Here is a 26,987-nt window from a genome sequence, read left to right on the forward strand (position 1 = left end):
TATAGTTACAATATAACATCTCTTTTTCGCTGGGAACGGGAACTTTTTATAACCGGGTGGGCGGGGTGTTAAGGTGTGCGCCTTCAAGACCCATTTCTGATAGGCCCGGCATGACCGCGACAAGCAACGACCCCCTGCACGGCGTGACCTTGCAACACATCCTCACCACGCTGGTAGAACATTACGAATGGTCCGGCCTGGCCGAGCGCATCGACATCCGCTGTTTCAAGAGTGACCCGAGCATCAAGTCGAGCCTGACGTTCCTGCGTAAAACCCCCTGGGCGCGGGAAAAAGTCGAAGGTTTGTACGTGAAGCTTATGCGCACCAAACGCCCGCTGGACTGACCCCATGAAGCGGTTCGTAGCGGCAGCGGCGCTGGCGGGTTGGGCGGGGCTGGCGGTCCAGCAATACCTGATTTTTTATTCGCGTTGGGAGTCCGGCGCGAGCCTTTTGGGTGGGCTGGTCAACTTTTTCAGCTTCTTCACGGTGCTGACCAATACCTTGGCGGTGGTGGTATTGAGTTATGCCCTGGTTGATCGGGACTGCACCGCGAAGCGGTTTTTTCTCGCGCCCAAGGTCAGCAGTGGCATTGCCGTGAGCATCCTGGTGGTCGGCCTGGCCTACAACCTGTTGCTGCGGCATTTGTGGCAGCCAGAAGGCTTTCAATTTATCGCCGATGAACTGCTGCACGACGTGATGCCGGTGCTGTTTTTCATCTATTGGTGGCAGTGCGTGCCCAAGGGCAGCTTGCGCCTAAAACACATCGCGGGTTGGGTGATTTACCCGCTGGTGTATTTCGCTTACGTGCTGTTGCGGGGGGATTTGCTTGGGCAGTATCAGTACCCTTTTATCGACGTGGGCACCCTGGGTTATCCGCAGGTGTTTGTGAATGCCGGGGGGATTTTGGCGGGGTTTGTGCTGGTTGCTTTAGCGGTGGTGGGGTTGGATAAGTCCTTGAAGTCACCCCGAACTTAGGTTGGACACAGGTCCAACTGTGGGAGGGGGCTTGCCCCCGATAGCGGGGTGTCAGTCAGCACATCGGGTACTGATACACCGCCATCGGGGGCAAGCCCCCTCCCACAGGTATTAGGCTTCTTCGCTGCCTTCTGCGCGCCAGTAGCCCACGGCCTTGAGGAATTCCTCGTTGACCTTGTGGGTGTCCAGCAACACTCGGCGAACCTGGCGCGATTGCTTGGTTTCCATCGCCACAAAGCTGTACAGCGAGCCAGCTGGCAGCGTCAGTTTCTGCACGGTGTCCAGCAGGTCATCCTGGCCGCGAATCACCCAGATCACCTCGACATCTGCCGCACTTTGCAGTGCCTGCTTTTCCGCCGTATCGGCGATCTCGATCACCGCCAGCACCCTGCGCCCGGCAGGCAGTTCATCCAGGCGCCGCGCGATGGCGGGCAGGGCGGTTTCATCGCCGATCAGCAGGTAGCTGTCGAAGATATCCGGCACGATCATCGAGCCCCGTGGCCCACCGATGTAGAGGTGCTGGCCGACCTGCGCCTGCTCGGCCCAGGTGGACGCAGGGCCATCGCCGTGCAGCACGAAGTCGATGTCCAGCTCGCCGATGCTCAGGTCGTAGCGCCGTGGCGTGTAGTCGCGCATGGCCGGCTGCGGGCCGTCACCCTTGATGCTGAAGGTGGGGCTTTGCAGCGCGGCCTGCTCGGCGGCGTTCTGCGGGAACAGCAGTTTGATGTGGTCGTCGCTGCCCAGGCTGATAAACCCGGCCAGCTCCGGACCACCCAGGGTGATGCGGCGCATGCGCGGGGTAATATCGACCACCCGCAATACGTCCAGGCGGCGACGTTTGATTTCGTGGCTGACGCGGTGGATCACTTGGCTATTCATTGGTCTTTCCCGTCGGCGATGGATTGAGCGGTGCTGTTGAGCAGCGCCGCGACACGAACGATTTCTTCCGGGCTCCAGCGCCCGTGGTGCGAGTGCAAGGCATGGCGCAGGTTGTGCACGGCTTCATGGATTTCTGGCGGACGGTCATGGCCGCGCAGGGAGCGTTTGCTCACGTCGATGCGCATGCGCACGCCGTCCAGCGCCACTTGCTGCTCGCTTAAGAAGAGACGACCGGCGTCGGTGATTGTGTAGCGCTTTTTTCCGCCGTCGGCGTCGCCCTGGATCAGATCGCTTTCTTCCAGGAAGGTCAGGGTCGGGTAGATCACGCCGGGGCTGGGGGTGTAGGCGCCGTCGAACAAGGCTTCGATGCGGCGGATCAGGTCATAGCCATGGCATGGCTGCTCGGCGATCAGCGCCGGCAACAACAATTTAAGATCGCCGGGTGCAAATACCCGAGGGCCGCGACCGCGGCCTGCGCGCGGGTCAAAGCCGTCGCGCTGATGAGGATGGTCTCGCATAGGTAGGAGCCTCTGTGTGTGTCTAGATATAACGTAAGATATATCTTATTGCTGTGGCAATATCTCCCGACCGGCGGTCGTGTCTGCTGAGGCCTCATAAGCCTCCAATTTGTGCAACACCTCGCGCGTCAAGTTGCTGGCCAGGGCGGCTTCGCTGGGCACCTCTTCGGTAAAACCCGCCGCCAGGATGCGCTCGTAAGCTTCGCTGCTCATTGGCTGGCCGCTGAGCACTTCGGCGTGGGGCACGTTCAGTGCGTCGGCCAGTTCCAGCAGGCGCGGCTTGAGGCGCTCGCGTTCGGCGGTGTCGGCGTTGGCCCATTGGTTCTGGGCGAACAGCAAATCGTCGAGGGGGTCGATCAGTTCGTTGGCGCGCGCCAGGCTGGCCTGGAACCGCGTCGCATGGGTGGTGCGCAGGTAGCGGTCCCAGAACGGCTGCCCCAGCATGCCCTGCACCAGCCCGTCACTGGCTTCGCCGCGCATGACCGTGTCGAATGCGCTGTTGAGGTGGATGGGGCTGACATCGGCGGTGCTGCGATAGTGCATGTAGGGCGCGACCCATGGCAGTTTCAGGCGGGTTTTCAAACCGGTGTGATAAGCCAGGTACACCTCCACTTCATCCACCGTGCCCGGCACACCGTCAATCACCTCGGTGCTGAAACGCAGGCCCTGGCCGCCATCTTCCCGGGGTTTGATGCGCTGGCGGATGTCGGCCTGGGCGGCGCGGTTCAGGCGGTCCAGGCGCGACTTGCCCCGCGCCAGGTGGGCCAGTTTCAACTCCCGCAGGGCGCCGCGCAGGTCGCGGTCGATCTCCACCAACTGCACCTCCAGGCCCATCGCATTGAAGATATGCGCCCCGGCATCGGCGCAGGTCACCGGGTTGCTTGCCATTTGAAACAGCCGCGCTCGCAGGTCGCTGTCGGCTTCCATGGTCAGCAACATGCGCCAGACTTTGTCGGTCAGGTCGCCGCGGCTTTGCTCGTACTGCGCGGCGTCCTGAGCCTCTTCAAAAAACGCTGAGGGTTCCAGGCTTTTGATGACCTCGAAAAAGCCTTGGGAGCCGTGTTCGGCCTCAACATCGTTCCACAGCGCCTGCATCCAGGGGCGGTGGTGGGGCTCTTCCTGTTCCAGCCAGAACCCGGCATCGCCTCTGGGTGGGTAGCTGCGATAAGGGTCCAGGCCGGCTTCCAGGCGATAACTCACCAGACGCTGTTCGGCTTCTGCACTCAAGTGGTTACGGTCCAGGCGCGCCCGTGCGAGCAGTTCGGCTTCGGGTTGCCATGGCAAAAACTGCGGCAGGCTGTTGATCGCGGTGTTTTGCACATCCAGGTAAAACCCCCAAGGCCTGGATCGCTCGAACAGGCCAGTAGGCCAATCGTTGATCGCGGTGTTACGCAGGGACAGGGCTTCCAGGTGCGGCCAGCGTGCCACATCCGGCGACTGCGTCAGTTGGCGGTTGTACGCCAGGGACAACTGGCGCAAATGGGTCAGGCCACTGATTTTTTCCAGGTTGTCGGCGTGCCATAGAATCGGGTTGCTCTCCAGGCTCAGATGAGTGAGCGAGGTCATGCGCGTGAAGGCCGTGGGCACCTGGCTCAATTGATTGTTGCGCAGGTTCAGGCTGATCAGTTGCGGGAAGCTGTCGAGAAAGCGCATGTCGCTGTTGAGCAGTTGGGCATCGATCAATTCCATGTGCAGCACATGCTTGAAGTTGGCGCGCAGGCGCAGGTTGTCGAGCAGACCGGTCAGCCGCACGCCTTGCAGGTTCAGACGGATGCCGGTTTCGTCGGCGTCGAGGTTTTCTTCCCAGGTGCGCAGCAGGGCCTTGGCCAGGTAAGCACGCTGATGACCTGGGCCTGGGGGCTCGTCCATAGGGGCGGCGTTGATCCAGTTGCTGAGATCCGCCTGCAACTCGGTTTTTTCGATTTCTCGGGCTTCGAAGCGTTGCCGTTGCAGTGGGTCTTCCAGCGTGGTCAGGTAGGTGGCTATCACCTCTGGTTCGGCGTAGGGGTACAAGGCCTTGACTCGCTGTTCAAGGGTGCCGGGGAACAGGCGGCTGCTCCAGTGTTGTACACCGTGCATGGGTTTTTGCAGCAGATGCTGCGTGTGCAGGCGTGGTTTGCTGGGTGGCTCTGCCAGCACAGTACGTCGCGCATCGGTACTGCGCAGGTTGTCCATCACCCAGGCCTTGAGGGCAGGACCATTGGCAAAGGCGTTGCGTTTGGCCGCAGCCAAGGCTTGGTGCAGGGCCGCGAAAAAATCCATGGCAGGTTGCAGGCGATGCAGTTGGTCATCGTATAGCGCGTAGAGCCCATCGGTTTTCAGCAGCAGCCGTTGCCGGCTTGCCAGCTCTGGCCCGGCACTGGCGCGCAGGGTGGCAATGGGGGTGTTCTGGCGGATCTCAATGCGGCTGTCGGCCAGGTTGTCGCTGAATACGCGCAGGGTGTCGAGCACCATTTGTTCGGTGGCCGGGCCAAACAAGTGAGGGTGGTAAAAACCCTGGTAAGCATGGGCACCATGGGCTTGCACCTGCAGTTCACGGGCGATGGTTTTCAGGCGCAGGGGCACGCGCTTTTCGCTGTCCATGATCGCCAGTTCGTCCGCCCGCGCCTGGGCGACAACGTGCTCTGCGAGACTTTTCGGCAGGCCGGGGCAGGCTTGGCGCACGCGCAGGGCGTGCTCGCTGGTGAGGTCTTCGCTGTGGCGGTAAAGGTAGGCGAACAACGAACCCTGACGCTGGGCGAGTTGATCGGCCATGCGATTGCGCAGGGCTTCAGTCTGCGCCGCGCGGCCTTCGGGCAGGGTGCCGAGCAGGGTGGTCAACGGCTGCTCGTCGAGGAAGTCCACCAGGCGCTCCGGCAGCCGGCCCAGGTTCAGGTCGTCGCGGCTGATGGCCAGGGTATGGGGCGCGTCTGGTTCGCCAAAACGTAGGTGCTCGCCGCTCAGGTTGCTGCTTTCAAACACCAGTATCGCGTGACCCTCGGGCCAGCCCGGCAGCTCGCGGGCGATGTGTGGGCTCCAGTAGGTGTCGTGGTCCACCGGTTCGCCGGCCCGCAGTTTCTGCGGTAACTCGGCGGCTTGCTGCTGCAGGCGAGTGCGTTTGAGGGTGTCGTCCAGCAGCGGTGCCGGTTGGTCGTCGGCCTGAACAGCGCGCAAGCGGTCATGGTCGAGTCCGCTGGTGCGCAGAATCTGTTCGTGTGCTGTTGTATCGAACGGTCCTAATGCCTGCAGGCGGCGCTGGTCATCCCAAGCGCGTGGTCCGTCATTGTGGCGGATGGGGGGAGCGTACGCGTCGGCGCGGTTGGGGTGCTGGATGCGGTGTTCACCGCTGGCGGCGTCGAATGTGAGCGCGTAGTTCGCACCGTCCAGCGGCAGGATTTTTTGCCCGCCGTGGCTATGTAACCCCAGGGCATCGGCACGGGAATCGGCGGGCAGTTGCAGCGCTTGCTGGTAGGGGCGCGGGTCGGGGTGCCACAGGCGCGTCCTGCCATTGACCTCGACCGCGTGCAGGCCGTTGACGAACGCCGATTGTGCCAACTGGCCGCCGACACCAAACGCAGCCAGTTGCACCACGTCACCGACCACCCCCACAAAGTGCCCGGCCGCTTCCAGTGCCTGGCCTTCGGCAAGGTCGACCACGCCTTCCACCAGTTCATCCAGCAGTTGGTAGGCGGTGTAGGCCAGCATCACTTCACCCAGCAACGGCACAAACGGAGTGATGACCAGCAGCGCCACGTTCAGCACGCCCTCCAGGGTTTGACTGAGCGAATCCCACCAGGCCCAACGTGCACGGCGGTCGGCATCGGCGGTGGAGACGGCAAGGGCGCGGCCATCGTTGAGGATTTTATTCAACGCCGCCTGGTAGAGCTGTGGCCATAAGTCGCCGTCGATACGCACGGCGGAAAAAGTCGGGCGCTGTTGCAGGCTGCCAAAAAAAGTCGCGCGTTGTGGATGGTCGACAAATTGGCTGAAAAACTGGCGATAGGCAGGGGCTTTCAAACGTTCCACCAGCGCCGTTCGCAATGCTTGGGTGCTGGCAAACGTCTGGATCGCGCCGTTGGGGTCGTGAGGGATATACACCACCACCGGCACCACGGTGCTGGCCTGGTCCAGGTCGGCAGCAATCATCAGGATGCCGGTCAGCAGCGTGTCTTGCATGCCCAACCGGTAAAACTGCATCACACCCCGTTCACCTTTTACAGTGCGCTGCAGCAGGTGAAAGGTGGACGGCGGGATATCACCCTGCAGCAAGGCCAGGTGCGACGCGTTGTCGAGGGCAGCCTGCTGGCTGGCAATCACCTCGGACTGCAGGCCAGGCGCATCTAGCAGGTGTTGTTGCAAGTGCCGCGCATACTGCGCACCCAGGTCCAGTTCGCGGCACAGGCTGACGAACTGCGCGATGCTCATGTGCTCTTTGTGCGCCTCGATCATGAAGTGGCCGCGTGCATCCGGTCGGGTGATGTAGCTGGAGCTGTCGGTGAAGGTTTCGTCGCTGGCGAAGTTTTGCAGCGCCGCCTCCAGCAGCGACAGGGTGCGGCTGGTGCTGCCCTTGAGCAGCGTGCCCTTGGCGATCACCAAAAACAGATGCGTGGCACGCACATCCAGGTCGAGCCCGTAGCGTTGCTGCAGTGCACGGGTGAGCAAGGGCGCCGCGAACGCGTGCAGGTCTTGCAGTTGTGCGAGGCGTTTGTCGACGTTGTTTTGTGCGCGCCAGGCTCGCGCGTTGGCGGCCTTGATGGGGGCGTGGTCCTGGTCGGCGGTGCGCAACAGGGTGGGCAGGCGTGTCAGCGGTACCTGGCTCAACGCCTGTGCCCGAGGCCAGGTGGTGGCGTGCAGCCAGTCGGGCAGGTTGCGTTGGATCAGCGGGTAGTGCGGGCCTTTAGGCATGGCGGATGACCTTGAATCGGGGACAAGGTCATCAGCCTAGGGACGGTGGATCTATTGCTGGGATTAGATAATTAGACCTTCACAGAGGCCCCCCGGCGCTAGTTATCGGAACCTGCCCCGGCAACAGGTAAGGCCGTGGGCAGGCATTGGGTCTGTTCACCCGGCTGCAGGTAGGGCAACAGGATCGGCGCCATGCCCTTGAGAACCTGCACCGGCAGTGCCGACGTGAAGGTGAAGTGTTCTGCGGACTGCCCAGGTACGAAGGCTGTCAGTGTGCCGAAGTGGTGCTCGCCCAGATAAAACACAAAGGTGGCGGTCCGGTTGATGGATTTGGAACTGAGGATCCGTCCGCCCGCGCCAATGGCTTCGATGCGATTGTCACCGGTGCCGGTCTTGCCGCCCATGGCCAGCGGTGTGCCGTCGGCCAGTTTGAAACTGCCGGCCACCCGTTTGGCGGTACCGGCATCCACCACTTGCGACAGAGCGCCGCGCAAGGCTCTGGCCACTTCCACCGGGAGCACTTGCTTGCCCGGCGTGGGGTCGTTGACCACCTGGGTTTCATAGGGCGTATCGGCGGCAAAATGCAGGCTGTCGATGCGCAACACCCGAGGGCGTACGCCGTCGTTGAGGATGATCCCCATCAGCTCCGCCAGCGCGGCGGGGCGGTCGCCCGAGCTGCCGATGGCGGTGGCCAGTGACGGCACCAGGTGGTCGAACGGGTAGCCCACGGCTTGCCAGCGCTGATGAATATCCAGGAATGCCTCGATCTCCAGCATGGTGCGGATGCGGCTGTCCCGCGCGCTTTGATGTCGGCTCTTGAACAGCCAGCTGTAGACCTCCTGGCGTTCGAACTGGCTGGCCTTGACCGCCTCGCTGAAGGTGGCGTCGGGATGGTTGAGCAGGTAGCCCAGCAGCCACAGGTCCAGCGGATGCACCTTGGCGATATAGCCCTGGTCGGGCAGGTCGTAAGTGCCGGGGCCATACGCCGTGTAGAGTTTTTCCAGGCGCTCGTCGGTGAGTTTTTCGTTGCTCTTGGACCCGGTCAGGTGGGCGCGTACGAAGCGATTGAAACTGTCCTGGCTGGCATTGGGCAGCAGGTAGCGGTGTACGGCCGCGAGGCGAATCGGCGTGGGCCGCAGGCTGTCGAGGAAGGTTTCCAGGCGCGCCTGGGTGTCTTTCTTCTGGTACTTCTTCCAGAATTTGCGCAGGAACGTCGTTCCTTCACGGTCGGCGAACCCGGCGAGGTATTCCTGGCGACGCGGGTCGCTGTCGTCCTTGAGCAGTTCGGCGCTGTTGTTTTCCCCAGAGTAGGTGACATAGCGCACCACATCGCGCATCAGGCGAATGAACGGCAGGTTGATGGACTCGCGCAGGGCATCGCGCAGGGTAGGGCTGCGGCCGTTGTCCTGGCTGCGAAAGTTGTGAAAGGTGTGCAGGCCGCCGCCGGTAAAAAAACGCTCGCCGGGGCTGGCCGAATAGGTGCGGTCGAGCGCCGCGTCGAGCATTTTCGCCAGGGAGGTGTCCGGGGCCTGAATCAGGTAGTCGAGGGCCCAGCGGCTCAGGCGGTCCTGGTCGTCCACCACGACTTTTCTCAGCGCGGCGGGGGCTTGGGCGGCGTACTTGGCGTGCAGCTCGGTGATGATTTGCAGGTAGGTGGTGAGCACTCGCAATTTGGCTGTGGAGCCCAGTTCCAGCTTGCTGCCCTCGTTGATGTCAAAGGGCTGGTCGGTGTTGTCGGTTTGCACCCGCACCCGCGAACCGTCGGGGGTCAGCTCGAACAGGGTGAAGCTGTAGCGCACCTGCGCGGTGCTGGCAGGCGTGAGCAGGCGCTCGCCGAGCAGGCCGATCTGGCGCGCGTATTCCGGGTCGGCAAGGTGCTTGAGGTAGGCGCTGGCCTGGCCTTGCAGTTCGGCGTTCAGGGTTGAGGTGGCGGACAGGTCGAGGCGATCGAGGTCGTACAGCGGTCGGTCGAGCAGGGCGGCCAAGCGGCTGCGGGCCACGCTGATGCCTTTGTTGGTCTCGATGGGTTGCACGGTGGGTTGTTGCACCCAGTCGCGGTAAGTGACTGTGCTCGCCAGGGCGGCCTTGAGCAGTGCCGGTTCGATCACACCGTTCTGGGCCAGCAGGCGCAGGTGGCTGTCGGTGAGCTGCGCCAGTTCATTGCGACCCTTGGCCAGGTAATGGGACGGTCTACGCTGAGCGATGATCAACGACAATACTTGGCGCAGGGCCAGGCCTTGCTCTGCGTTCACAGGGCCGCGCAGCGCCTGGTTGACCTGGTTGAAATCGGCGCCGTACCACACCCGTAAACCTTCGGCCATGCCGTGCACTTCACCATGCCCGGGCACGGCCGACAGCGGCACGCTGTTGAGGTAGTCGCGCAGGATATTTTTGCGTGCAGGCAGGGTGTCGGGGCCGTCCTGGTAGGCGCGCACGGCGGCGGAAAACATCTGCCGCAGTTTCTCGCCGCCCGACAGGGTCAGGCCATCGGGCGAGTGGCGGTACTTTTCCAACTGGGTGGCCAGGGTACTGCCGCCGGCGCTCTGGCCCGGCAGGTGCAACAGCTTGGCCACTTGCGACCACGCGGCCTTGGCAAAACGCGGCCAGTCCACCGCCGGGTTGGCCTGGGGTTGGGCGGGGTCGAGCAGGTCGCGGTTTTCGATAAACAACAGGCTGTTGACCACCAGGGGGGGGATTGCGGCAAAGCTGTCGTACAGCTGTTGCGGGTAGTTGTATTGATAGAGCGGCACCGCACGGCAATCGGTGATGGATAGCCCCGCCTGGATCTTTTCCGCATAGGGCACAAACAGGCCCTGGCTGCTGTAGTCCATCAGTTCGGGCGAGAAGCGCGCCTGGGCCTGGATCACATAACCGCGCTTGAGCAAGCGTGGCAGGAAGGTCCCCAGGTCGCTGTAGCCCAGGCGCCGATCGAATGGGCCCGCGCCGGGATACACCATGGCATCGCTGGCACCGGGCTGTACCTGGTAAGTGAGGTCGCGGGCCAGGCGGCTCAGTTCCTGGGCCTGCAGGCGTGAGGTGCGCATCTCTTTATTGGCCGCCAAACCCAAGGCAATCAGCGCGAGCAACACGATCAACCCGAACAGCCGCAACCCGTAGCGAGGCCGGGGTTTGTGTTTGGGTAAAGGCGCTGGGTCCGAACTGCCTTGTACTTTCGCAGCCTTGCTCGATTCGGTTTGCCACAGTGCGCCCATAGTCGATTGATCCCTGCACGCAGATTGATCGGACTTGCTGCAAGCTTAGTCGCTGGGGGCTGTTTGTGAGGGAATTCTGTTTTGTTTGTAGGATGTTTGCACAAGAGGCGTTGCGACGTTTCGTCGCGCAAGGTAGGTAATATGCTCCTGTAAAATCAGTTTTTATCGGGTGCTTTCACTAAATTGCCTCGTTTTTATAGTGAAACGCCCTGACCCCGGCTTTTTATACTGCACGCCCCGCCCTGCTTGCCTATGGCGGACACTCCAATAACAAAATGAGGTTGTATCCCTTATGCCAGTCGGCAACCCACTGCCCCATGGCGAGACCGCTCAAGGCGGCCCGCTCAAACGCGAACTCGGTGAACGGCACATTCGCCTCATGGCCCTCGGTGCCTGCATCGGTGTCGGTCTGTTCCTCGGCTCGGCCAAGGCCATCGAAATGGCCGGCCCGGCGATCATGCTGTCGTACATCATCGGCGGCCTGGCGATCCTGGTGATCATGCGCGCCCTCGGCGAGATGGCGGTGCACAACCCCGTCGCCGGCTCGTTCAGCCGCTATGCCCAGGATTACCTCGGCCCGTTGGCGGGCTTTCTCACGGGCTGGAACTACTGGTTCCTGTGGTTGGTGACCTGCGTTGCAGAGATCACCGCCGTCGCCGTGTACATGGGCGTGTGGTTTCCCGACACGCCACGCTGGATCTGGGCCCTGGCGGCGTTGATCAGCATGGGTACCATCAACCTGATCGCGGTAAAAGCCTTCGGTGAGTTCGAGTTCTGGTTCGCGCTGATCAAGATCGTCACCATCATTGCGATGGTCATCGGCGGCGTGGGCATCATTGCATTCGGCTTTGGCAACGACGGCGTGGCGCTGGGTATTTCCAACCTATGGGCCCATGGCGGGTTCATGCCCAACGGTGTGCAGGGTGTATTGATGTCTCTGCAAATGGTGATGTTCGCCTACCTGGGCGTGGAGATGATCGGCCTCACCGCCGGTGAAGCACGCAACCCACAGAAGACCATTCCCAGCGCCATCGGCTCGGTGTTCTGGCGCATTCTGCTGTTCTACGTGGGAGCGTTGTTCGTGATTCTGTCGATCTACCCGTGGAATGAAATCGGCACCCAGGGCAGCCCGTTCGTGATGACCTTCGAGCGGCTGGGCATCAAGACCGCCGCCGGGATTATCAACTTCGTGGTGATTACCGCCGCGCTGTCTTCATGCAACGGCGGCATCTTCAGCACCGGGCGCATGCTCTACAGCCTGGCGCAGAACGGCCAGGCCCCGGCCACCTTCGGCACCACTTCCAGCAATGGCGTGCCGCGTAAGGCATTGCTGTTGTCGATCTTCGCCCTGTTGCTGGGCGTGCTGCTCAACTACCTGGTGCCGGATCAGGTGTTTGTGTGGGTCACCTCCATTGCCACCTTCGGTGCGATCTGGACCTGGCTGATGATCCTGCTGGCCCAGCTCAAGTTCCGCAAAGGCCTGAGCCCGGCCGAACAGGCAGGGCTCAAGTACCGCATGTGGCTGTATCCGGTCAGTTCCTACCTGGCCCTGGCATTCCTGGTGCTGGTGGTGGGCCTGATGGCGTATTTCCCGGATACCCGTGTGGCACTGTATGTGGGGCCTGCCTTCCTGGTGTTGCTGACGGTGCTGTTCTACGTCTTCAAGCTGCAACCGACCAACGCAGACCAGGTCGCCGCGCAATCGCTGTGAGGCTCAATCGGCCCGTTGCGCGCCACTTTGGGCCGCGCGGGTCAACTGGCTGACCAGGCGATTGAGCTCGGCTTCTTTTTCCTCCTTGATGGACTGGCGCCGCTCCTGATAATCCATGGAGCGGGTGTCGGGTACTTCCTGTTTCAGCGTTTCGAGCTTGTAGCGCGTCACCTCCTCGACGGTTGCGAAGGGCTCCGGCAGGCTGCGTGCCAGGTACTTGATCCAGAATTCCTCCATCAATACCGAGTTCGCGGCGCCGTTGGTGGCCTTCAATGCGACCATTGCCCGGGTGATTCGAGCCAGGGCCTGGTTGGTCAGGTCGTTACCCGGTGCGTACAGCCGTTCTTCATGCTGCAACGGCAGGTTGTAGGCTTCGCGAAAGTGCAGGCGCAGGTACAGTTTGACCTCCACGTCATCCGGCTCCTGTCCTTGCGGGCCTCGCTCGTTGCGCAACGCAATCAGGTGGTCGTCGGCCAGTCGGTCCAGGCTGCGCAGGTAAAACAGGCCCTCGGCCAATGCCAGCAGATCTCGGTTGGCCTGGTTGGAGTTGGGACGCTCCATGGCCTGGTGTTGGCGGTGCAGGATTTCCATATTGCTCAAGGCCAGGATGGCGCCGTCGCCACAAGTGCCTGCCAGGTAGGTGTTGAGGAATATGGTCTCGCGCAGTTCGTGGGATTCGGCCATGCCGTGCATCACTCGCCACACCCGCGTCACCAGCGTCGCTCGCCTTGCGGGCGTTTTGTAGTCGTGGGCCAGGGTCAGGTCTCGCAAAACGCGGAACACATCATCGGAGCTGGCACCCTCATGGTTCTGGAGTTGCTCCCACACCGTTTTGCGTTGTGCATGGTCGCGTGTGGGCACACCTTCGAGCCAGGCATTCAAATCAGTCGGCGTCGGCTGTACATGCAAGGTGCCTGGCATCGTGCCGCCCAGCACCGTATTGGTTTGCAGGCGGTATTCGGTCAAGCGTTGCAAGGTGGCGGCATTCAACGGGTTGCCATGCAAGATGGTGCCGCGATTGGCCATGCGCATGGCGGCATTGGTGAGCAATGCCTCGGGGACGGTGGTGATCTGGTTTTCCTGTAGCAGCAGGCTGTGCAAATGGGAAAGGCGTTCGGCGCCGATGGGCCACTGGCTGATACCGGTCTGCTGCAGGCTCAGATTGAGCAAGTGGTGCATAGCTGATACGTCCGGCGTCAAGCCCAGTGGGTTGCCGTTCAGGTTCAACTCTTCCATGTGCGTCATGCCGGCCAATCTCTGCCGTGAGTCTTCGGTGAGCGTGATGTTGTTGTCGCTCAGGTCGAGCTGCTCCAGTTGCAGCATATCGGTGACGCTGGTGGGCATTTCGGTGAGCATGCAGTCCAGCCGCAGCGATTTGAGGCCAATGAATTTGCCCAGGAAGTCGTTGCCTGCGGGCGTGAAGGCGTCGCCGGATATCTTCAGGTATTCGATATGCGCGAAGCCTCGGGTGCCCAGGATAAAGTCCGCATCCGGCAGGTTATTGCCGTCCAGCTGCAGTTCAAGACCATAGGCATCGAACAAGCCGCCGTAGATTGTCCGCCGTGTCTCGCGCCGCCAGGCGCGCAGAATCTGCTGCGCTGCCAGCCGTCGTCGCCCAAGGTTCAGGCCCAGTGGGTCATTGGCATCGATGTCGGACTCAGTGTTCGCCCAACGATCGAGGCCGAATTCCAGGGCCTGGTATTCCGCTTTGCGCCGTTCCAGCTCCAGCAGTGCCGCCGGTTCACTCATATTCAGGGAGTCGATGAATTGGCTGGCATCGGCCCGGCTCATTCTTGGGTAAAGCTCGCGGACCTTGTTGACCAGGTCCGCCGCCTGGGTACCGCCGAATGGCCAAAGATCGCGCAGGCTGAACGGGTAGGCGGTGAAGGTGCTGTGCACGGGCATGGGTGGCTGCAGCCAATAGGGGATGTGCGGCAAGCCCAGCAGGTCTTTGATGGCCACGCGTTGGTTGAGGGCCAGATCGGCGATGCTGGTGCGCAGTGGTGTCAGGTCGCCGCTGTCGTCCAGGCCAATGGCGGTGAGCTGGCTGTCGTTCAGTGTGCGCCACAGGGCGGTGAGCAAATCGGTGGTGATATCCCCAGCAGCGGTAATCAGCTTGCCCTCGGCATCGTAGGCCTGGTAACGCCCGTCGACCCGCGCGAGGATTTTGCGTTGGCTGCCCGTCAGGTAGCCGGCGCTTTCCAGCAAGGGGCCGGTGGCGCTGCCTTGATGAATGTCGACCCGTAGATCCTTGGGCCAGCCGGGCACCAGTTTGAGTGCATGCAGGATGATTTTTTCGCTGTCGGGGTTGCTCAAGGTGGTCAGGTACAAGCCCTCGAATGCACGATTGAGGCGCAGGTCATTGGCGGTCAGCCTGGCCTGTTCCTTAAGACGCAGCGGCACTTGGTCCTTGTCGCTCAGTTGTTTCTGCTCCTTGGGGGTGGCGTGGTCGAGCAGGGCCTGGATGGCACTGATGGGTAACTGTGGGAAATGACCGCGCAAGCGGTTGTGCAGGGCGTTGCTGCTGCGCTCGCTCTGGGCATACAGGGTGTCGAACAGTTGGTCACGTTCGCGGTAGGCATGTTCGGCAATTTTTTTTGCCAGTTTGAACAAGCGCTCCTCTTGGCCCTTGGGCAATTCATCGAGCAGGGCGCGGGTGAGTGCGTCGTCACGTACAAGATGGGTCAGCGGCTCCAGGCTGCGGCTCTGCTGCTGGGACAGCCGGACTTTCTGCGGTGCGGCAGCGTTGGCCGCAGGGTAATGGGCGACGGTGCGACCGGTGTCATCGTGCAGTTCGAGCACATGGCTGCGGGGCCATTGGGGCAGCCCGCACACCAGCAGCAATTGCAGGGAGGGCCGCGCGGTGCGAGTGGCCGAATAGGTGGTCATGGCCTTGATGAAATGCAGGATCTGACGCTCGATACCAAAGCGTTTGCTGCTGTCTTTGAGCAAGGGGGGCGGTGGCAGCGCGGCACAATGCACTTCACGCAGGGCTCGCGTGGGCGTGTCGGTGACTTTCAGGATGCGCGCGGCGGTCGGTTGGTCGACGTTGAAGTCGACGCTGCCCAGGCGTGAGAACAGGTGATGGTCATCCCATGCCAGCGAATTTTCGCTTTCCAGGCGCCAGGCGCCGTGACGGTTGTGTTCAAGGCGTGGGGTATCGACCCCGACTTTTTGCGGGTGCTTGAGGCGCCACTTGCGCACGCTCTGATCGTAAGTCACTGGGTAGAACGCGCCGTACAGGGGCAGCAGTTGGTTGCCCTCCCAATCGTACAAACCTTCGGGGTTGGGTTGCAGGTCGAGGGGCAGTATCAGGTTTTGCTGGTACTGGCCCAGAGAGTAATCAAGCAGGCTCACCAGGCCAGCAGGGCTGCGGCGTTCGCTCATCAGGTCACCCAAGGTGTTGCGCAAGCCCTGGGCGTCGCTGGCCGAGGTCATGCCGAGCAAAGTGCGTTCGTGGGGGTGCAGCACCGAGGCGATGGCCAGGTAAAAACTGTCGACGGCCGGCGATACCGGGATCGCTCCGGCGTTGCGTATGTCATAGGCTTCATAGCGCCCGTCGCCGTAGTGCAGCAGTTCGACGGTGGTGTCATCGGGGCCGGTGTTCTGGTAGCGGTTTTGCGCTTGGCCGTTGACGATCTCGGTGACGGTGAAATGACGATTCAGACGTTCCAGCAGCAGGCTGGTGGTGAACTCCCGTGCCCACTGGTCGGTGTCGTGGCTGAACGCACGGGGGTGGTACAGGCCGTCGATCACGGCGTCGATACGCAACGCAGTGCGGTGTTGCTCAAGGTGTTCGCGCACGTGGGCCGGCAAGCTCGCGTCCTTGAGATAGGCGCTTTGCTGCGCAGGGTCCAGGGGTGTTTTTTCCAACAACTGATACAGGTTGGCCGGGCTCAAGGGGGGGAATTGGGCCTGCAGTTTGCTCAGCAGGGGAGTGACTTGCAGGCCTTCGATGCTGGCCTTGACCGGCACGAAAAACCGCGCCGGATCGTTGTCCGGGACCTGGTGCCGGGCCTGGCCGGCGTAGCGGGTCAGGGCGCGGAACAAGACAATGCGTTCCTTGCTCGCCAGGGCGCTGATTTGCAGGCGCAGACGCGCGATGCGCTGGGCCTCGTTGAGATGGGGGCTGCCTTCTTTACCAAGGGTGGAGTTGGTGGGCTGCTGGCGGATGATCAGCTCGAACAGCGCTTCCTGGGTTGGCACGGTGGTGGCCGGCGCGTCGAGGGCGATGTAGGTGCCGTCGTCCTTGCGCTTGAGGTTGATGGCGTGCGTCGCGTTGTCGTTCGCCGCGTGGCTTTCCAGTAACTGGCCTTGTTGATCGTGTACATGGATGGCCGCAATGGCGGGCCAGCCCGGCAGTTGCACCAGCAGGCCGAATACCGCACTGCCGGCATGGGCAGGCATCGAACCGCTGCGATGAAAACCGCTGCTCAGTTGCTCGATGACCCGGTCAACCTGCACTCGCCGGCTGGCTTCAACCAGGTTGACCGGCGGCGGTTCGCCGGCCCAGATCTTGTCCAGGGTGGCGCGAGGCACGGCGGTGCTGCGCAGCAGGTTACGCACTTGCTCGGCGGGCACTGGGGCTTCGCCGTTAGGCAGCATTTGCCCGATCAGTTGAGCGTCGGTGAGTTGGCCGGCGCCATGCAGGTCCAATACCCAGGCTTGCAGCTTGGGGTCGAACACCACGGGTGCGGCAAAGCCGTCGCCATTTTTGCGTTTGAGCACGAAGCCCAGGGTCTTGGGGTTGGCGGTGACTTGTGCCACCACGTTCAACGAGCCTTGTTGCACGCGCGCGTACTGCCCGCCGTTGATCAAATACAGGCCCTGGGCGTTGGGCATCTGGCCGTCGAGCAGGCTCTGGTTGGCAATGGCGTAAGGCGCGATGTCGGGTTTCCACAGATCGAAGGTGCCGTCACTGCGAGCGACTTTGCGCGGGCCGCCCAGGCGTTGCAGCAGGCCTTCCATGCGTTGGCGATGCACGCGGCCGGCGGTGGAGATCAACAGACCATTGATGGCCAGGTCCGCCACATCGGCCATGGCCGCAGCGAAATCACTGGCCTGGCCCTTGGCGGCCTCGTTGATGCCAATGATCAGGCTGTAGGCCAGGTTGCCGAACACCACCAACTGCATCAATCGATTCAGTCCGGTTACGCCACCGGGCACGGGGGTCATCAACAGTTCCATGATCTCGGTGGCGATGGCCGCCGCCCCGTCGATGACGCCCTGCAAGTCGCGCTCCGAACGCTGAGTGGCGAGCATGCCGAGGTTGGTCTGGTAGTGCCGGATTTGCCGATAAGTCAGGGCTTGTACAAGGCTTGGAGCGCGCGCCGGCTTGGGGTCGAGGACGAAGCGGATGTGTTCCAGGGTTTTGGGCGGGAAGAGGCTGTGAAAACCGTCATAGAGGTAGCCTGCCACCAGGCTCAGGCCTTCGGGGCGCGGCTCCTCGCGCAGCAGGTCCCTGAACTGGTTGATCTCGGTGATGGGCAACTGCCGGGAGAACCAGCCCAGGTCGCCTGCTGCGTGACTGGTCTTGAGGTCATCCAGAAACTGCGCGCCGGCGCGTTGCGCATCCACGTCATAGCGCATGGCGCCACCAGGACGGAATGGAAAATAGGACACCACCCCCAGGCTGCCCACATGGATCAGCAGCAACGGTACCGGGACGCTGGTGCCGGAGGTCGTGAATGGCACCGCGGGCAGGAGGGTGCGGTCGATGTCCATGCTCAAGGTGTCGAAGGGCAGTGCGGGGCCTTTGCCATCGATGGCATCCACCAGGGCTTCGTACATGGCCTGCGTGACGCCGCTGCTGGCACGGTTGCGGTAGGCCTCCAGCGCTTCGAAGCGCAGGTGGGCGCGGGCGCTGGTTTCGATCAAACCGTGCAGCCTGCCGCCTGTGCCCAGGGTGGCGGCCAAGCCGATGTGCAGTTTGCCGCCCAGGTCCAGTTCGCGGCAGATGGCGATGAATTGGCTGACGCTCAGCTGTTTTTCGTCCACGCCGGTCAAGTAGGACGCGTCGACATAGCTGTGCCCGGACTGTTGCGGGTTGCCGGTGGCGAAGTCGAAATTCAGGCAGGCGGCTTCCCACAACGACAGCCTTGAGACGTGGGCGCGGTATTTCCATTCATCCACGGCGCGGCGAAAGCGCGGCGATTGGGTCAACCCGGCGATGCTGCTTTTGCGCGGTTCCCAGGGCGGGGGGGTATCGAGCTTTTCCAGGTAGCGGGTGTTGATGAAGATGTTTTCCGGGTCCAGGCCGCCAAGCTTGCCGCGCAGCAGGGCCAGGCCGCGGGTCTTGAACTGTTCGACCTGGGTTGTGTTTTCTGTTTCGACTGCCTTGAGCGCGTCGATGGCCTCCCGTTGCAGGCGCACATAGTCGCGTCGTTGGGTGGGGGTCAGGCTAGCCATCGACTGGGTGAGGATCTGGCGTAACAGTTCCAGGGCCTGTTGCTGGCCCCATGAATCGCTTGACTGCAGGTGGCCTGAGAGACCGTTGAGGGGGGAGGGGGTGGGCATGGACCATTTCCTTTCACATGGATACGTGGAAGGAAATGGAACCATCCGTTCGACTATGGAGGGCGCTACCTATTTAGCGCTGGCCTGATTCAAGCGCTTGTTCAACTCCAGCCAGGCACCCAGTGCAGCCATCAGCAGCACACCGACCGTTGCGGTCAGCAATTGCATGGCCAGGGCATCGCCGGCCATGGCGTTGAGCATGTCGGCCAAGGGCGCGAGCACTACCCCGAGGCAGAAGATCTCCAGGGAGTAGCGGCCCATACGGCACACCTGGGCAGACACTGGGTTTCGCGTCCAGCCATCGCCCGGTAGCAGCTTGGCAGTGACATACGCCAGGGCCAGGAAATGCAGGAGGCGCAGCGGCGACAGATCGGTCTTGCTGATGGGGTAGATCAGGTCGCTGATCACCGACGGCATGAGCGCATCATGAATCTGGGGCCAACGCCACGACAGGGTCAGAATCCCGGCCACCAACACGTACACCCCTGCCGTGATAAACAACGGCTGGCGCGACAGCGGCCGGGTTTCAACGGGTTTGGCCTGCTGGCTGCGAATCGCCGCCGCACCCCCAAGTACAAACAGCAACTGCCAGGTCACTGGGTTGAAATACCACACGCCGTCCTCGATGGCCCGCAGGTTCCAGCCCATCCACGGCGCCAGCAGGTACACCGTCAGCGACACCAGCACCACCAGCAGGGGCTTGCGCAGCATCAGCGGCAGCACCAACGGCAGGCTGGCCAGCAAGACGATGTACAGCGGCAAGGGGTCCATCAGGTTGGGCTTGAAGCGCAGCAACAGTTCATCGAGCAAGGCTTGTTGCGGGTGGGTGATGAAGTGGGTCATGCCCATTTCCTGCACCAGGTCTCGGGTTTCCACATGGCTGTTGGCGAAAAACACGATGCCCATCAGCATCGCCAGCAAAAAGATATGCACCACGTACAGCACCCAGGTGCGCCGCAGGATTTTCAGGCAGGCCATCCAGTAGCCTTCCCGTTGCATGACTTTGCCGTAGGCCATCACCGAAGCAAAGCCGGCCAGGAACACAAAGACCTCCGCCGCATCGCTGAAACCGATGTTGCGCAGGGTGATCTGGCCGAGGGGGTTGTGGGGGACGTGATCCCAGAAAATGAAGATCAACGCCAGGCCCCGAAAGAAATCGATGCGCGGGTCGCGTCCGTTCAGCATGGCAGCGGGCTCTTGTACAAATGGTTTAGTGAAGAGTGTCGGATGTGGCGTGTGTCTCACGCCGCACGGCCGGCGGGCGCAGGTTGGCGGTATTTGTAAGCAATTGCAAAGGTTGGATATTACTGAATGTCTCAACCTTGCCATTCGTCGCCACCTGTTAATTCTGACAGTAGACGAGCGCCCAGTGCCGTGGCCTGCTGAGAGGACGCCGAAACAGGGCCCGCCGATGACCAGACTGTGGAAGGGTTTCTCCAGCTACGCCGTGATTGGTGTCGCCAACACGGTGATTCATTGGCAACTGTTTTTCGTGTTCCGTTCAGCGTTTGATTTCAGCCAGGCCCTGAGCAATTTCCTGGCCTTTTGCATGGCTGCTTCGTTCTCGTTTTACATGAATACCCTTTACACCTTCAGCGTGCAGGCTTCGTGGGTTCGCTATCTGTTGTTCATGGGATGCCTGGGTGGGTTGAGTCTGCTGGTGGGCTGGCTGGCGGATCGCTGGCGCTTACCCGGGCTTGTGACCGTGCTGGTGTTCTCCCTGCTGAGCCTGGTGTGCGGGTTCCTGCTCGCCAAGTGGGTGGTGTTTCGCGAGCGTCGCCGATGAATCTCTCGCTGATCGTGCCGGTATTCAACGAAGAACAGGCCGTGGGCGGGTTTTATCGGGCAGTGCGCGGCGAACCGTCGTTGCAACCGCACCGGGTCGAGATCGTGTTCGTCAATGACGGCAGTACGGACAACACCGGCGAATTCATCAAGGCCATCGCCTTGGCTGACGAGGCCGTAGTGCTGATCAATTTTTCTCGCAACTTCGGCAAGGAGGCCGCGCTGTTTGCCGGGCTTGAGTACGCAGGGGGCGATGCGGTAGTGCCCATCGATGTCGACCTTCAAGACCCCATCGAGGTGATCGCGCAGTTGATCGTGCGCTGGCGCCGGGGCGCCGACGTGGTGCTGGCCAAGCGGCGCAATCGCGCCAGTGACGGCTATTTGAAACGCCACAGTGCGTCGTTGTTCTATCACCTGCTCAATCGCATTTCCTACACGCACATTGAAGAAAACGTCGGTGACTTCCGCTTGATGGATCGCAAGGTGGTGGACGTGATCAAGGCGCTGCCGGAGCAACAGTTGTTCATGAAGGGGGTGCTGTCGTGGGCTGGCTTCAACGTCGCCATTGTGGAGTACGACCGGGCGCCACGTGCGGTAGGCCAAAGCAAGTTCAACGGCTGGAAACTGTGGAACCTGGCGCTGGATGGCATTACCTCGTTCAGCACGTTGCCGTTGCGGCTGTGGAGTTACATCGGCGGCTGTATTTCCCTGGTCGCGTTGGGGTATGCCAGTTACTTGGTGATGAACAAAGTGCTGTTTGGCAACCCTGTGCCGGGGTACCCGTCGTTGATGACGGCGATACTGTTTCTGGGCGGCGTGCAACTGATCGGGATCGGGATACTGGGGGAGTATGTGGGGCGCATTTACATGGAGGCCAAGCACAGACCCAGGTACGTGGTAACAGAGGTGGTCGGGGGCGGTGTGCAATCGAGGGACCGAGCCGCAGGGAGTGGACGATGAGCGTGATCAGGGACAATGGGGCTTCGCGAATCGTCATTGGCTTGTTGATTATCGCCTTGGCCGCTGGCCTTCGTTTTTATGCAATGACGGACGCCTACGTCTGGTATGACGAAGCGTTCAGCGTCTGGATAAGCGCATTGACGCCGCAAGCTATCTGGTTTCATACCGGCCGGGATGTCCACCCTCCGCTCTACTATTTAGTGCTCCATGTCTGGATGGGGTGGTTTGGGAACAGTCCTCTGGCGATCAGGAGCCTGAGCGCCATTGCAGGGACGTTGACAGTCGCGCTGTGCATGGTCGCGATGCGGCGCATCGCCAATGATCGGGCTGCAGCCATCAGCGGCGTTTTTCTGGCGATGTTTCCGGCTGCTGTCCGATTGAGTCAGGAAGCCCGCATGTATGCACTGGAGGGGCTGTTTCTGGTGGGGGCGACGGTGGCGCTGGTCTACTGGGTCAAGCGTGCAGGGCACTACGCTTATTGCCTGGCGTATGCAGCCTGTATGGTGGCGGCGCTGTACACCCACTACTACGCAATATTGGCGGCAGTGGTGCACTGGCTTTATCTGATCGTGCTTAGACTTCATCCCTCGGTCAGGGCGCCCCACGTCACCGCTGCGACCTGGTGGGCGTGCAATGGGTTGATAGCGCTGGCTTACATCCCTTGGTTGATCAGCCTGGTCGATTTGATCAGGCACTACGCACTGATCGAAGCCGCCGGAAGCGTGGCCTGGTTGGACGTGGGCACCGTCTACACATTGCCTGGCACGCTGTGGAAATTTTTTACGCTGAAGTCTTCGCTCGGCTCTTCGGTACTAGGGTATTGGAGTATGCCGTTTGCAGTCGTGCTGATCACTGCGTGGGTGGTTTGGCGGGATCGAACGAAGTACCGCTTCTCCCTGCTGTTGGCGCTGTTTTCCTTCATTCCAATGGGGTTACTGTTTTGCCTGTCGCTGCTCATGCCTGCCTACCTTGAACGGTACGTGGCATTTTCTGCGGTGGGGGTGCCCATGCTGCTGGCAGTAGCGGTAGCCGGCTTGAGTGAAAAACGCTTGGCCCTGGCGGCGCTGTTGTTTGTCGCCGTGATTGGGCTTGAGTGGGTCGGCTTGAAGGTGACCTATCGTCAGCAAGGTGAAATGGGGTACGTGAAGAGTGCCGAGATTACCCGGCTGCAAGACGCGTTCGACTACATCCACGCGCACCGTCGAGAAGGGGACATTATCGTAGTCGGTGGCGGGTTCTTTTATTTCAGTGCGGTTTTTTACAATCGTACCGACCAGGGCATGTACCTCTACGATCCCCCGGTATTCCGCGCGACCGGGAACCGCCCCAGTGGCTACGGCGCTTCCACGTTGATGTATGACACATGGGATGACCATCACCTTGACGATGTTGATGCTCTCCCTGCGGGCACCCGGCGGATGTGGTGGCTTACGGGAAACCCCCACCTGGATGTCTACATCCCTTATCGAGGAAAGTGGCAACCCGTGGACGAATTCCCGGCTGGCGAATTGAACCTGCGCCTTTACCAGGCGGCCCTCGCCCCGACAGGCGCGGGCTGCCCACCTGCGCCAAGCGCCCTCGACGGTTTGGGGCGGTATCGCGATTAAGCTGCCGCCACTTCCTGCGGCTCAAAACTATCGGCCCGTGCCATTTGCCACATACGCGAATAGAACTCGCCATTCACCTCGCCGGTGAGCAATTCGCCAGGCTTGAGGAACACATGCAACTGCGAGAACAGTTTGATCTCGGTGGCCGACATGCGCCTAACCAGATGCTTGGCCGACAACTGCGACGGGTGATCGAGCCCGGCAGCCGCAAGCATTTCCGCCAGGGCCTTGAGGGTGTTGCGGTGGAAGTTGAACACCCGCTGGGCCTTGTCTGGCACCACCAGCGCACGTTGGCGCAGAGGGTCCTGGGTGGCAACGCCCGTAGGGCACTTGTTGGTGTGGCAGCTCTGGGACTGAATGCAGCCAATCGCAAACATGAATCCGCGTGCCGAGTTGGCCCAGTCGGCGCCGATGGCCAGTACGCTGGCGATGTCGAACGCGCTGACGATCTTGCCGCTGGCGCCCAGCTTGATTTTGTCCCGCAGGTTCAGGCCTACCAAGGTGTTGTGCACAAACAGCAGGCCTTCACGCAGGGGCACGCCGATATGGTCGGTGAACTCCACAGGGGCCGCGCCGGTACCGCCTTCCTTGCCGTCCACCACGATAAAGTCCGGGAGGATGCCGGTTTCCAGCATGGCCTTGGCAATGCCCATGAATTCCCACGGGTGGCCCAGGCAGAACTTGAAACCCACCGGTTTGCCGCCGGACAGTTCACGCAGTTGGGCGATGAATTGCATCAGCTCGACAGGGGTGGAAAACGCGCTGTGGCGCGAGGGCGAAATGCAGTCCTCACCCATCATGATCCCGCGTGTGTCGGCGATTTCCTGGGTCACCTTGTGCTTGGGCAGGATCCCGCCATGGCCGGGCTTGGCGCCCTGGCTCATCTTGATTTCGATCATGCGCACTTGCGGGTTCTGCGCCTGCACGGCGAAGCGCTCCGGGTCAAAACGGCCGTCGCTGGTGCGACAGCCAAAGTAGCCGCTGCCCAGTTCCCAGGTCAGGTCGCCGCCGTTCTCGCGGTGGTAGGGGCTGATGCTGCCTTCGCCGGTGTCGTGGGCGAAGTTGCCAAGTTTGGCGCCTTGGTTAAGAGCACGGATGGCGTTGGCGCTCAATGAGCCAAAACTCATCGCCGAGATATTGAACACCGACGCCGAATACGGCTGTGTGCATTGCGGGCCACCGACCATCACACGGAATGCGCTGGGGTCGCTCAACGGCGCGGGGCGCATGGAGTGGCCGATAAATTCGAAACCTGACTGGTACACATCGATCAGGGTGCCGAAGGGTTTGTCGGCGGTTTCGTTCTTGGCCCGCGAATACACCAGCGAGCGCTGGGCCCGGGAAAAGGGCAGGGCGTCACTGTCGGATTCGAGCAGGTACTGGCGGATTTCCGGGCGGATGGCCTCCACCAGGTAACGGATATTGCCCAGGATCGGGTAGTTGCGGCGCACGGCGTGGGGGCTTTGCAGCAGGTCGAAGAGGCCGATCAGGCTCAACACGCCGGTGATCACGGTGATCGGCCACAGCCATTCATGTTCGATGAACGGAAGGCTGGCGAGGGTGAAAATGACACACACAGCAAAGAAGGCGTAACGGCTTAGCAAGGACAGGCTCATACGGTTTCCTTGGGTTCGGACTCTTCGGTCGGTCCGGCATTCTGCGCCTGTAAGGAAACGCCAGACAACCTGTAGGTGTATTCAGTTTGGGGCGCCAGGGCCCGGTGTAGACAATCGGCGGCTGTCTGTCACCTCGAACCGGGCCTGGTTCTGCGTGGTCGAGTCGCCGCCGACAAATACGGTAAACGTGCCGGCTTGCACCACGGGTATGAACCGTTCGTCCAGCAGGGCGAAGTCCTCTTGGCCCAAGGTGAACGTCAGGTGCCGTGCCTGGCCGGGCGCCAGGTGCACTTTGCGAAAACCGCGCAGCAGGCGCACTGGCCGAGTCACGCTGGCGACGTCATCGCGCAGGTACAGCTGCACGATTTCATCCCCGGCTCGCTGGCCGGTATTGGTGACGGTGACCTCCACATCGACCGTCTGGGTCGAGGCCAGTCGTGTGGTGCTCAAGCGTGGCGGGGAGTAGGCGAAGGTGGTGTAGCTCAAGCCGAAACCGAAGGGGTACAGCGGCGTCCAGGGTACATCGATGTAGGCGGATTCAAACGCGGCGTCCCCCAGTGGCGGGCGGCCGGTGTTTTTGTGCGCGTAGTAAAGGGGGATCTGTCCGACGCTACGGGCAAAGGTGATCGGCAGTTTGCCGCTGGGGTTCACATCGCCGAACAACACATCCGCGACAGCGTGCCCTGTTTCGCTGCCCAGGAACCAGGTTTCAAGCAATGCCGGCGCCCGCTGGACGTTGGTGCTGAGCACCAGCGGTCGGCCGTTCATCAGGACAACGATGAGGGGTTTGCGGGTTTCAAGCAGCGCCCGCAGTAACCGGTCTTGCGCGCCCGGCAGGCCCAGTTCGGCGCGGCTGCGGCTTTCGCCGCTCTGGTCGGCGGTTTCTCCGAGCACGGCGATGACAACATCCGCGTCGTGGGCGGCCTGTTGGGCGGCCGCTATGCCTTGAGTGCCTGGGCTGTCGGGAGATGCGCCTGGCAGGTAAATCACCTGGGTATCTGCTGAAACCGCGTGCTGTATGCCTTGCAGAACCGTCACCGAGTCCTGTGGGTGACCTGCCCAGGCCCAGGGGCCGAGGGTGGCCTGTGCATCGGTTGCCAGGCTGCCGACCACCAGCACGGTGCCCAGGCTTTTTGGCAGCGGCAGCAGCGAGCCAGCGTTTTTCAGCAGCACGATGGATTTTTGCGCTGCCTCGCGGGCCAGCGCGCGGTGTTGTGGCGTGAGGATACTGGCTTTTTCGCGGGCCTCGTCGCTGTACCGGTAGGGCGCGTCGAACAGACCCAGGCGCTCCTTGGCCTTGAGCACGCGGCGCACGGCATCATCCAGGGACTGCCGGGAAACCTGGCCGCTGCCCACCTGCGTCGGCAGGTATTGGCGGTAGGATTGGCTGGCCATTTCCATATCCACACCGGCGTTGAACGCCAACTGCGCGGTATTGGCCGGGGATTGGGCAAGACCTTGCGGGATCAACTCCCAAACGGCGTTGAAGTCGCTGATGACCAGCCCAGTGAACCCCCACTGGTTGCGCAGCAGTCCGGTCAACAGCGCGTTGTTGCTGTGCATGGGCACACCGGCCAGCTCGTTGAACGCGGGCATGACGGCCTCCACACCTGCCTCGACAGCCGCATGGAACGGCGGCAGGTAAACCTCCCTCAAGGTACGCTCGGACAGGTCGGCGACGTTGTAGTCCCGGCCACCTTCGGCCGCGCCATATGCCACGAAATGTTTGGCGGTGCTCATCATCGATGACAGATCGGGCGGCCCGTGGCCATGGAAGCCCCGCACCCGCGCTGCGGCCAGGGCCGAGCCCAGGAACGGGTCTTCGCCTGCGCCTTCCACCACGCGCCCCCAACGTGGGTCGCGGGCGATGTCGACCATGGGCGCGAAGGTCCAATGGATGCCGCTGGCCGTGGCTTCGATGGCGGCGACGCGCGCAACGCGGCGGGACAATTCAGGCTCCCAGGCACTGGCTTCGGCCAGGGGCACCGGGAAGATGGTACGAAAACCGTGGATCACGTCGTAGGCAAACAGCAAGGGGATGTGCAGGCGCGAACCCTGCACGACCTGTTCCTGCATTTTTCGGGTGTGTTCGGCACCGTAGACGTTGAGGACCGAGCCTACCTGGGTGATCGGGAAGTGCGTCAGTTCACCTGGGTCAATGGCAGGGCCGCTCAGGGTGTTCTGAATGCCGAGTTGGCTCAATTGGCCGACCTTCTCCTCAAGCGTCATCTGCGTCAACAGCTGTTCAACCCGGTCCTCTTCAGCACTTGCCAGCAGCGAGGTGACGGCGAGCGTGAGCAGCAGCAGGCGAGCAAGCATGGCGT

Annotated in this window: 14 protein-coding genes; 6 read left to right on the top strand and 8 right to left on the bottom strand. The window is 61.9% G+C overall.

Annotation, left to right across the window (positions count from 1 at the left end; translation table 11 throughout):
- The first annotated feature begins 110 nt into the window (after positions 1-110).
- Together DYL59_RS01735 and DYL59_RS01740 are read left to right on the top strand one after the other, a co-directional pair.
- Positions 111-344 (top strand): VF530 family protein, encoded by a 234-nt coding sequence (locus DYL59_RS01735; RefSeq protein WP_135287601.1) that lies wholly within the window; start codon positions 111-113, stop codon positions 342-344.
- A gap of 4 nt (positions 345-348) precedes the next feature.
- The gene (locus DYL59_RS01740) at positions 349-975 is read left to right on the top strand and encodes a Pr6Pr family membrane protein (protein ID WP_135287602.1); all 627 of its coding nucleotides are present in this window, start codon (positions 349-351) and stop codon (positions 973-975) included.
- 111 nt (positions 976-1,086) lie between these two features.
- Here DYL59_RS01740 and DYL59_RS01745 read toward each other — a convergent pair whose 3' ends face one another.
- From DYL59_RS01745 to DYL59_RS01760, 4 genes are all read right to left on the bottom strand, one after another.
- Positions 1,087-1,854, bottom strand: coding sequence for a siderophore-interacting protein (locus tag DYL59_RS01745; RefSeq protein ID WP_135287603.1), 768 nt, complete (start codon positions 1,852-1,854; stop codon positions 1,087-1,089).
- Complete coding sequence (locus DYL59_RS01750) at positions 1,851-2,372, bottom strand: PadR family transcriptional regulator (protein WP_135287604.1); 522 nt, start codon at positions 2,370-2,372, stop codon at positions 1,851-1,853. Before DYL59_RS01750 ends, DYL59_RS01745 begins: the two co-directional genes overlap by 4 nt.
- Positions 2,373-2,417: 45 nt before the next feature.
- Positions 2,418-7,256 carry an NEL-type E3 ubiquitin ligase domain-containing protein gene (locus tag DYL59_RS01755; RefSeq protein WP_135287605.1) on the bottom strand — a complete coding sequence of 1,613 codons (4,839 nt, stop codon included), beginning with the start codon at positions 7,254-7,256 and terminating at the stop codon, positions 2,418-2,420.
- A 98-nt stretch (positions 7,257-7,354) separates the two neighbouring features.
- The gene (locus tag DYL59_RS01760) at positions 7,355-10,468 is read right to left on the bottom strand and encodes a transglycosylase domain-containing protein (RefSeq protein ID WP_135287606.1); all 3,114 of its coding nucleotides are present in this window, start codon (positions 10,466-10,468) and stop codon (positions 7,355-7,357) included.
- Positions 10,469-10,760: 292 nt separating this feature from the next.
- Between DYL59_RS01760 and DYL59_RS01765 the strand changes: the two genes are divergently transcribed.
- A complete protein-coding gene (locus DYL59_RS01765) occupies positions 10,761-12,179 on the top strand; it encodes an amino acid permease (RefSeq protein WP_135287607.1) in 1,419 nt (472 codons plus the stop codon).
- Positions 12,180-12,182: 3 nt separating this feature from the next.
- On the opposite strand, the gene DYL59_RS01770 is transcribed toward DYL59_RS01765, so the two are convergent.
- Both DYL59_RS01770 and DYL59_RS01775 read right to left on the bottom strand, forming a co-directional pair.
- Positions 12,183-18,695, bottom strand: coding sequence for an NEL-type E3 ubiquitin ligase domain-containing protein (locus tag DYL59_RS01770; RefSeq protein ID WP_135287608.1), 6,513 nt, complete (start codon positions 18,693-18,695; stop codon positions 12,183-12,185).
- Between the two features lie 69 nt (positions 18,696-18,764).
- Complete coding sequence (locus tag DYL59_RS01775; RefSeq protein ID WP_135287609.1) at positions 18,765-19,880, bottom strand: OpgC domain-containing protein; 1,116 nt, start codon at positions 19,878-19,880, stop codon at positions 18,765-18,767.
- Positions 19,881-20,106: 226 nt separating this feature from the next.
- On the opposite strand from DYL59_RS01775, the gene DYL59_RS01780 reads away from it, so the two are divergent.
- From DYL59_RS01780 to DYL59_RS01790, 3 genes are read left to right on the top strand one after another with little or no spacing between them, the layout of a single operon-like run.
- A complete protein-coding gene (locus DYL59_RS01780) occupies positions 20,107-20,481 on the top strand; it encodes a GtrA family protein (RefSeq protein WP_135287610.1) in 375 nt (124 codons plus the stop codon).
- Positions 20,478-21,440, top strand: a complete 963-nt coding sequence (locus tag DYL59_RS01785) for a glycosyltransferase family 2 protein (RefSeq protein WP_135287611.1) — start codon at positions 20,478-20,480, stop codon at positions 21,438-21,440. Before DYL59_RS01780 ends, DYL59_RS01785 begins: the two co-directional genes overlap by 4 nt.
- Positions 21,437-23,047 (top strand): glycosyltransferase family 39 protein, encoded by a 1,611-nt coding sequence (locus tag DYL59_RS01790; RefSeq protein WP_135287612.1) that lies wholly within the window; start codon positions 21,437-21,439, stop codon positions 23,045-23,047. The genes DYL59_RS01785 and DYL59_RS01790 overlap by 4 nt, the downstream gene beginning before the upstream one ends.
- Here DYL59_RS01790 and DYL59_RS01795 read toward each other — a convergent pair.
- Positions 23,044-24,663: an FMN-binding glutamate synthase family protein gene (locus tag DYL59_RS01795; RefSeq protein WP_135287613.1), complete on the bottom strand. Its 1,620-nt coding sequence runs from the start codon at positions 24,661-24,663 to the stop codon at positions 23,044-23,046. The genes DYL59_RS01790 and DYL59_RS01795 overlap by 4 nt on opposite strands.
- 81 nt (positions 24,664-24,744) lie before the next feature.
- The gene (bglX, locus tag DYL59_RS01800) at positions 24,745-26,982 is read right to left on the bottom strand and encodes a beta-glucosidase BglX (protein ID WP_135287614.1); all 2,238 of its coding nucleotides are present in this window, start codon (positions 26,980-26,982) and stop codon (positions 24,745-24,747) included.
- Positions 26,983-26,987: the final 5 nt, after the last annotated feature.

The sequence above is a fragment of the Pseudomonas kairouanensis genome (assembly GCF_004682055.1).
GTDB classification, from domain to species: Bacteria; Pseudomonadota; Gammaproteobacteria; order Pseudomonadales; family Pseudomonadaceae; genus Aquipseudomonas; species Aquipseudomonas kairouanensis.

Coding starts and splice junctions, on each gene's coding strand:
- DYL59_RS01735 (WP_135287601.1), top strand. CDS start 111: ATGACCGCGACAAGCAACGACCCCCTGCACGGCGTGACCTTGCAACAC.
- DYL59_RS01740 (WP_135287602.1), top strand. CDS start 349: ATGAAGCGGTTCGTAGCGGCAGCGGCGCTGGCGGGTTGGGCGGGGCTG.
- DYL59_RS01745 (WP_135287603.1), bottom strand. CDS start 1,854: ATGAATAGCCAAGTGATCCACCGCGTCAGCCACGAAATCAAACGTCGC.
- DYL59_RS01750 (WP_135287604.1), bottom strand. CDS start 2,372: ATGCGAGACCATCCTCATCAGCGCGACGGCTTTGACCCGCGCGCAGGC.
- DYL59_RS01755 (WP_135287605.1), bottom strand. CDS start 7,256: ATGCCTAAAGGCCCGCACTACCCGCTGATCCAACGCAACCTGCCCGAC.
- DYL59_RS01760 (WP_135287606.1), bottom strand. CDS start 10,468: ATGGGCGCACTGTGGCAAACCGAATCGAGCAAGGCTGCGAAAGTACAA.
- DYL59_RS01765 (WP_135287607.1), top strand. CDS start 10,761: ATGCCAGTCGGCAACCCACTGCCCCATGGCGAGACCGCTCAAGGCGGC.
- DYL59_RS01770 (WP_135287608.1), bottom strand. CDS start 18,695: ATGCCCACCCCCTCCCCCCTCAACGGTCTCTCAGGCCACCTGCAGTCA.
- DYL59_RS01775 (WP_135287609.1), bottom strand. CDS start 19,880: ATGCTGAACGGACGCGACCCGCGCATCGATTTCTTTCGGGGCCTGGCG.
- DYL59_RS01780 (WP_135287610.1), top strand. CDS start 20,107: ATGACCAGACTGTGGAAGGGTTTCTCCAGCTACGCCGTGATTGGTGTC.
- DYL59_RS01785 (WP_135287611.1), top strand. CDS start 20,478: ATGAATCTCTCGCTGATCGTGCCGGTATTCAACGAAGAACAGGCCGTG.
- DYL59_RS01790 (WP_135287612.1), top strand. CDS start 21,437: ATGAGCGTGATCAGGGACAATGGGGCTTCGCGAATCGTCATTGGCTTG.
- DYL59_RS01795 (WP_135287613.1), bottom strand. CDS start 24,663: ATGAGCCTGTCCTTGCTAAGCCGTTACGCCTTCTTTGCTGTGTGTGTC.
- bglX (WP_135287614.1), bottom strand. CDS start 26,982: ATGCTTGCTCGCCTGCTGCTGCTCACGCTCGCCGTCACCTCGCTGCTG.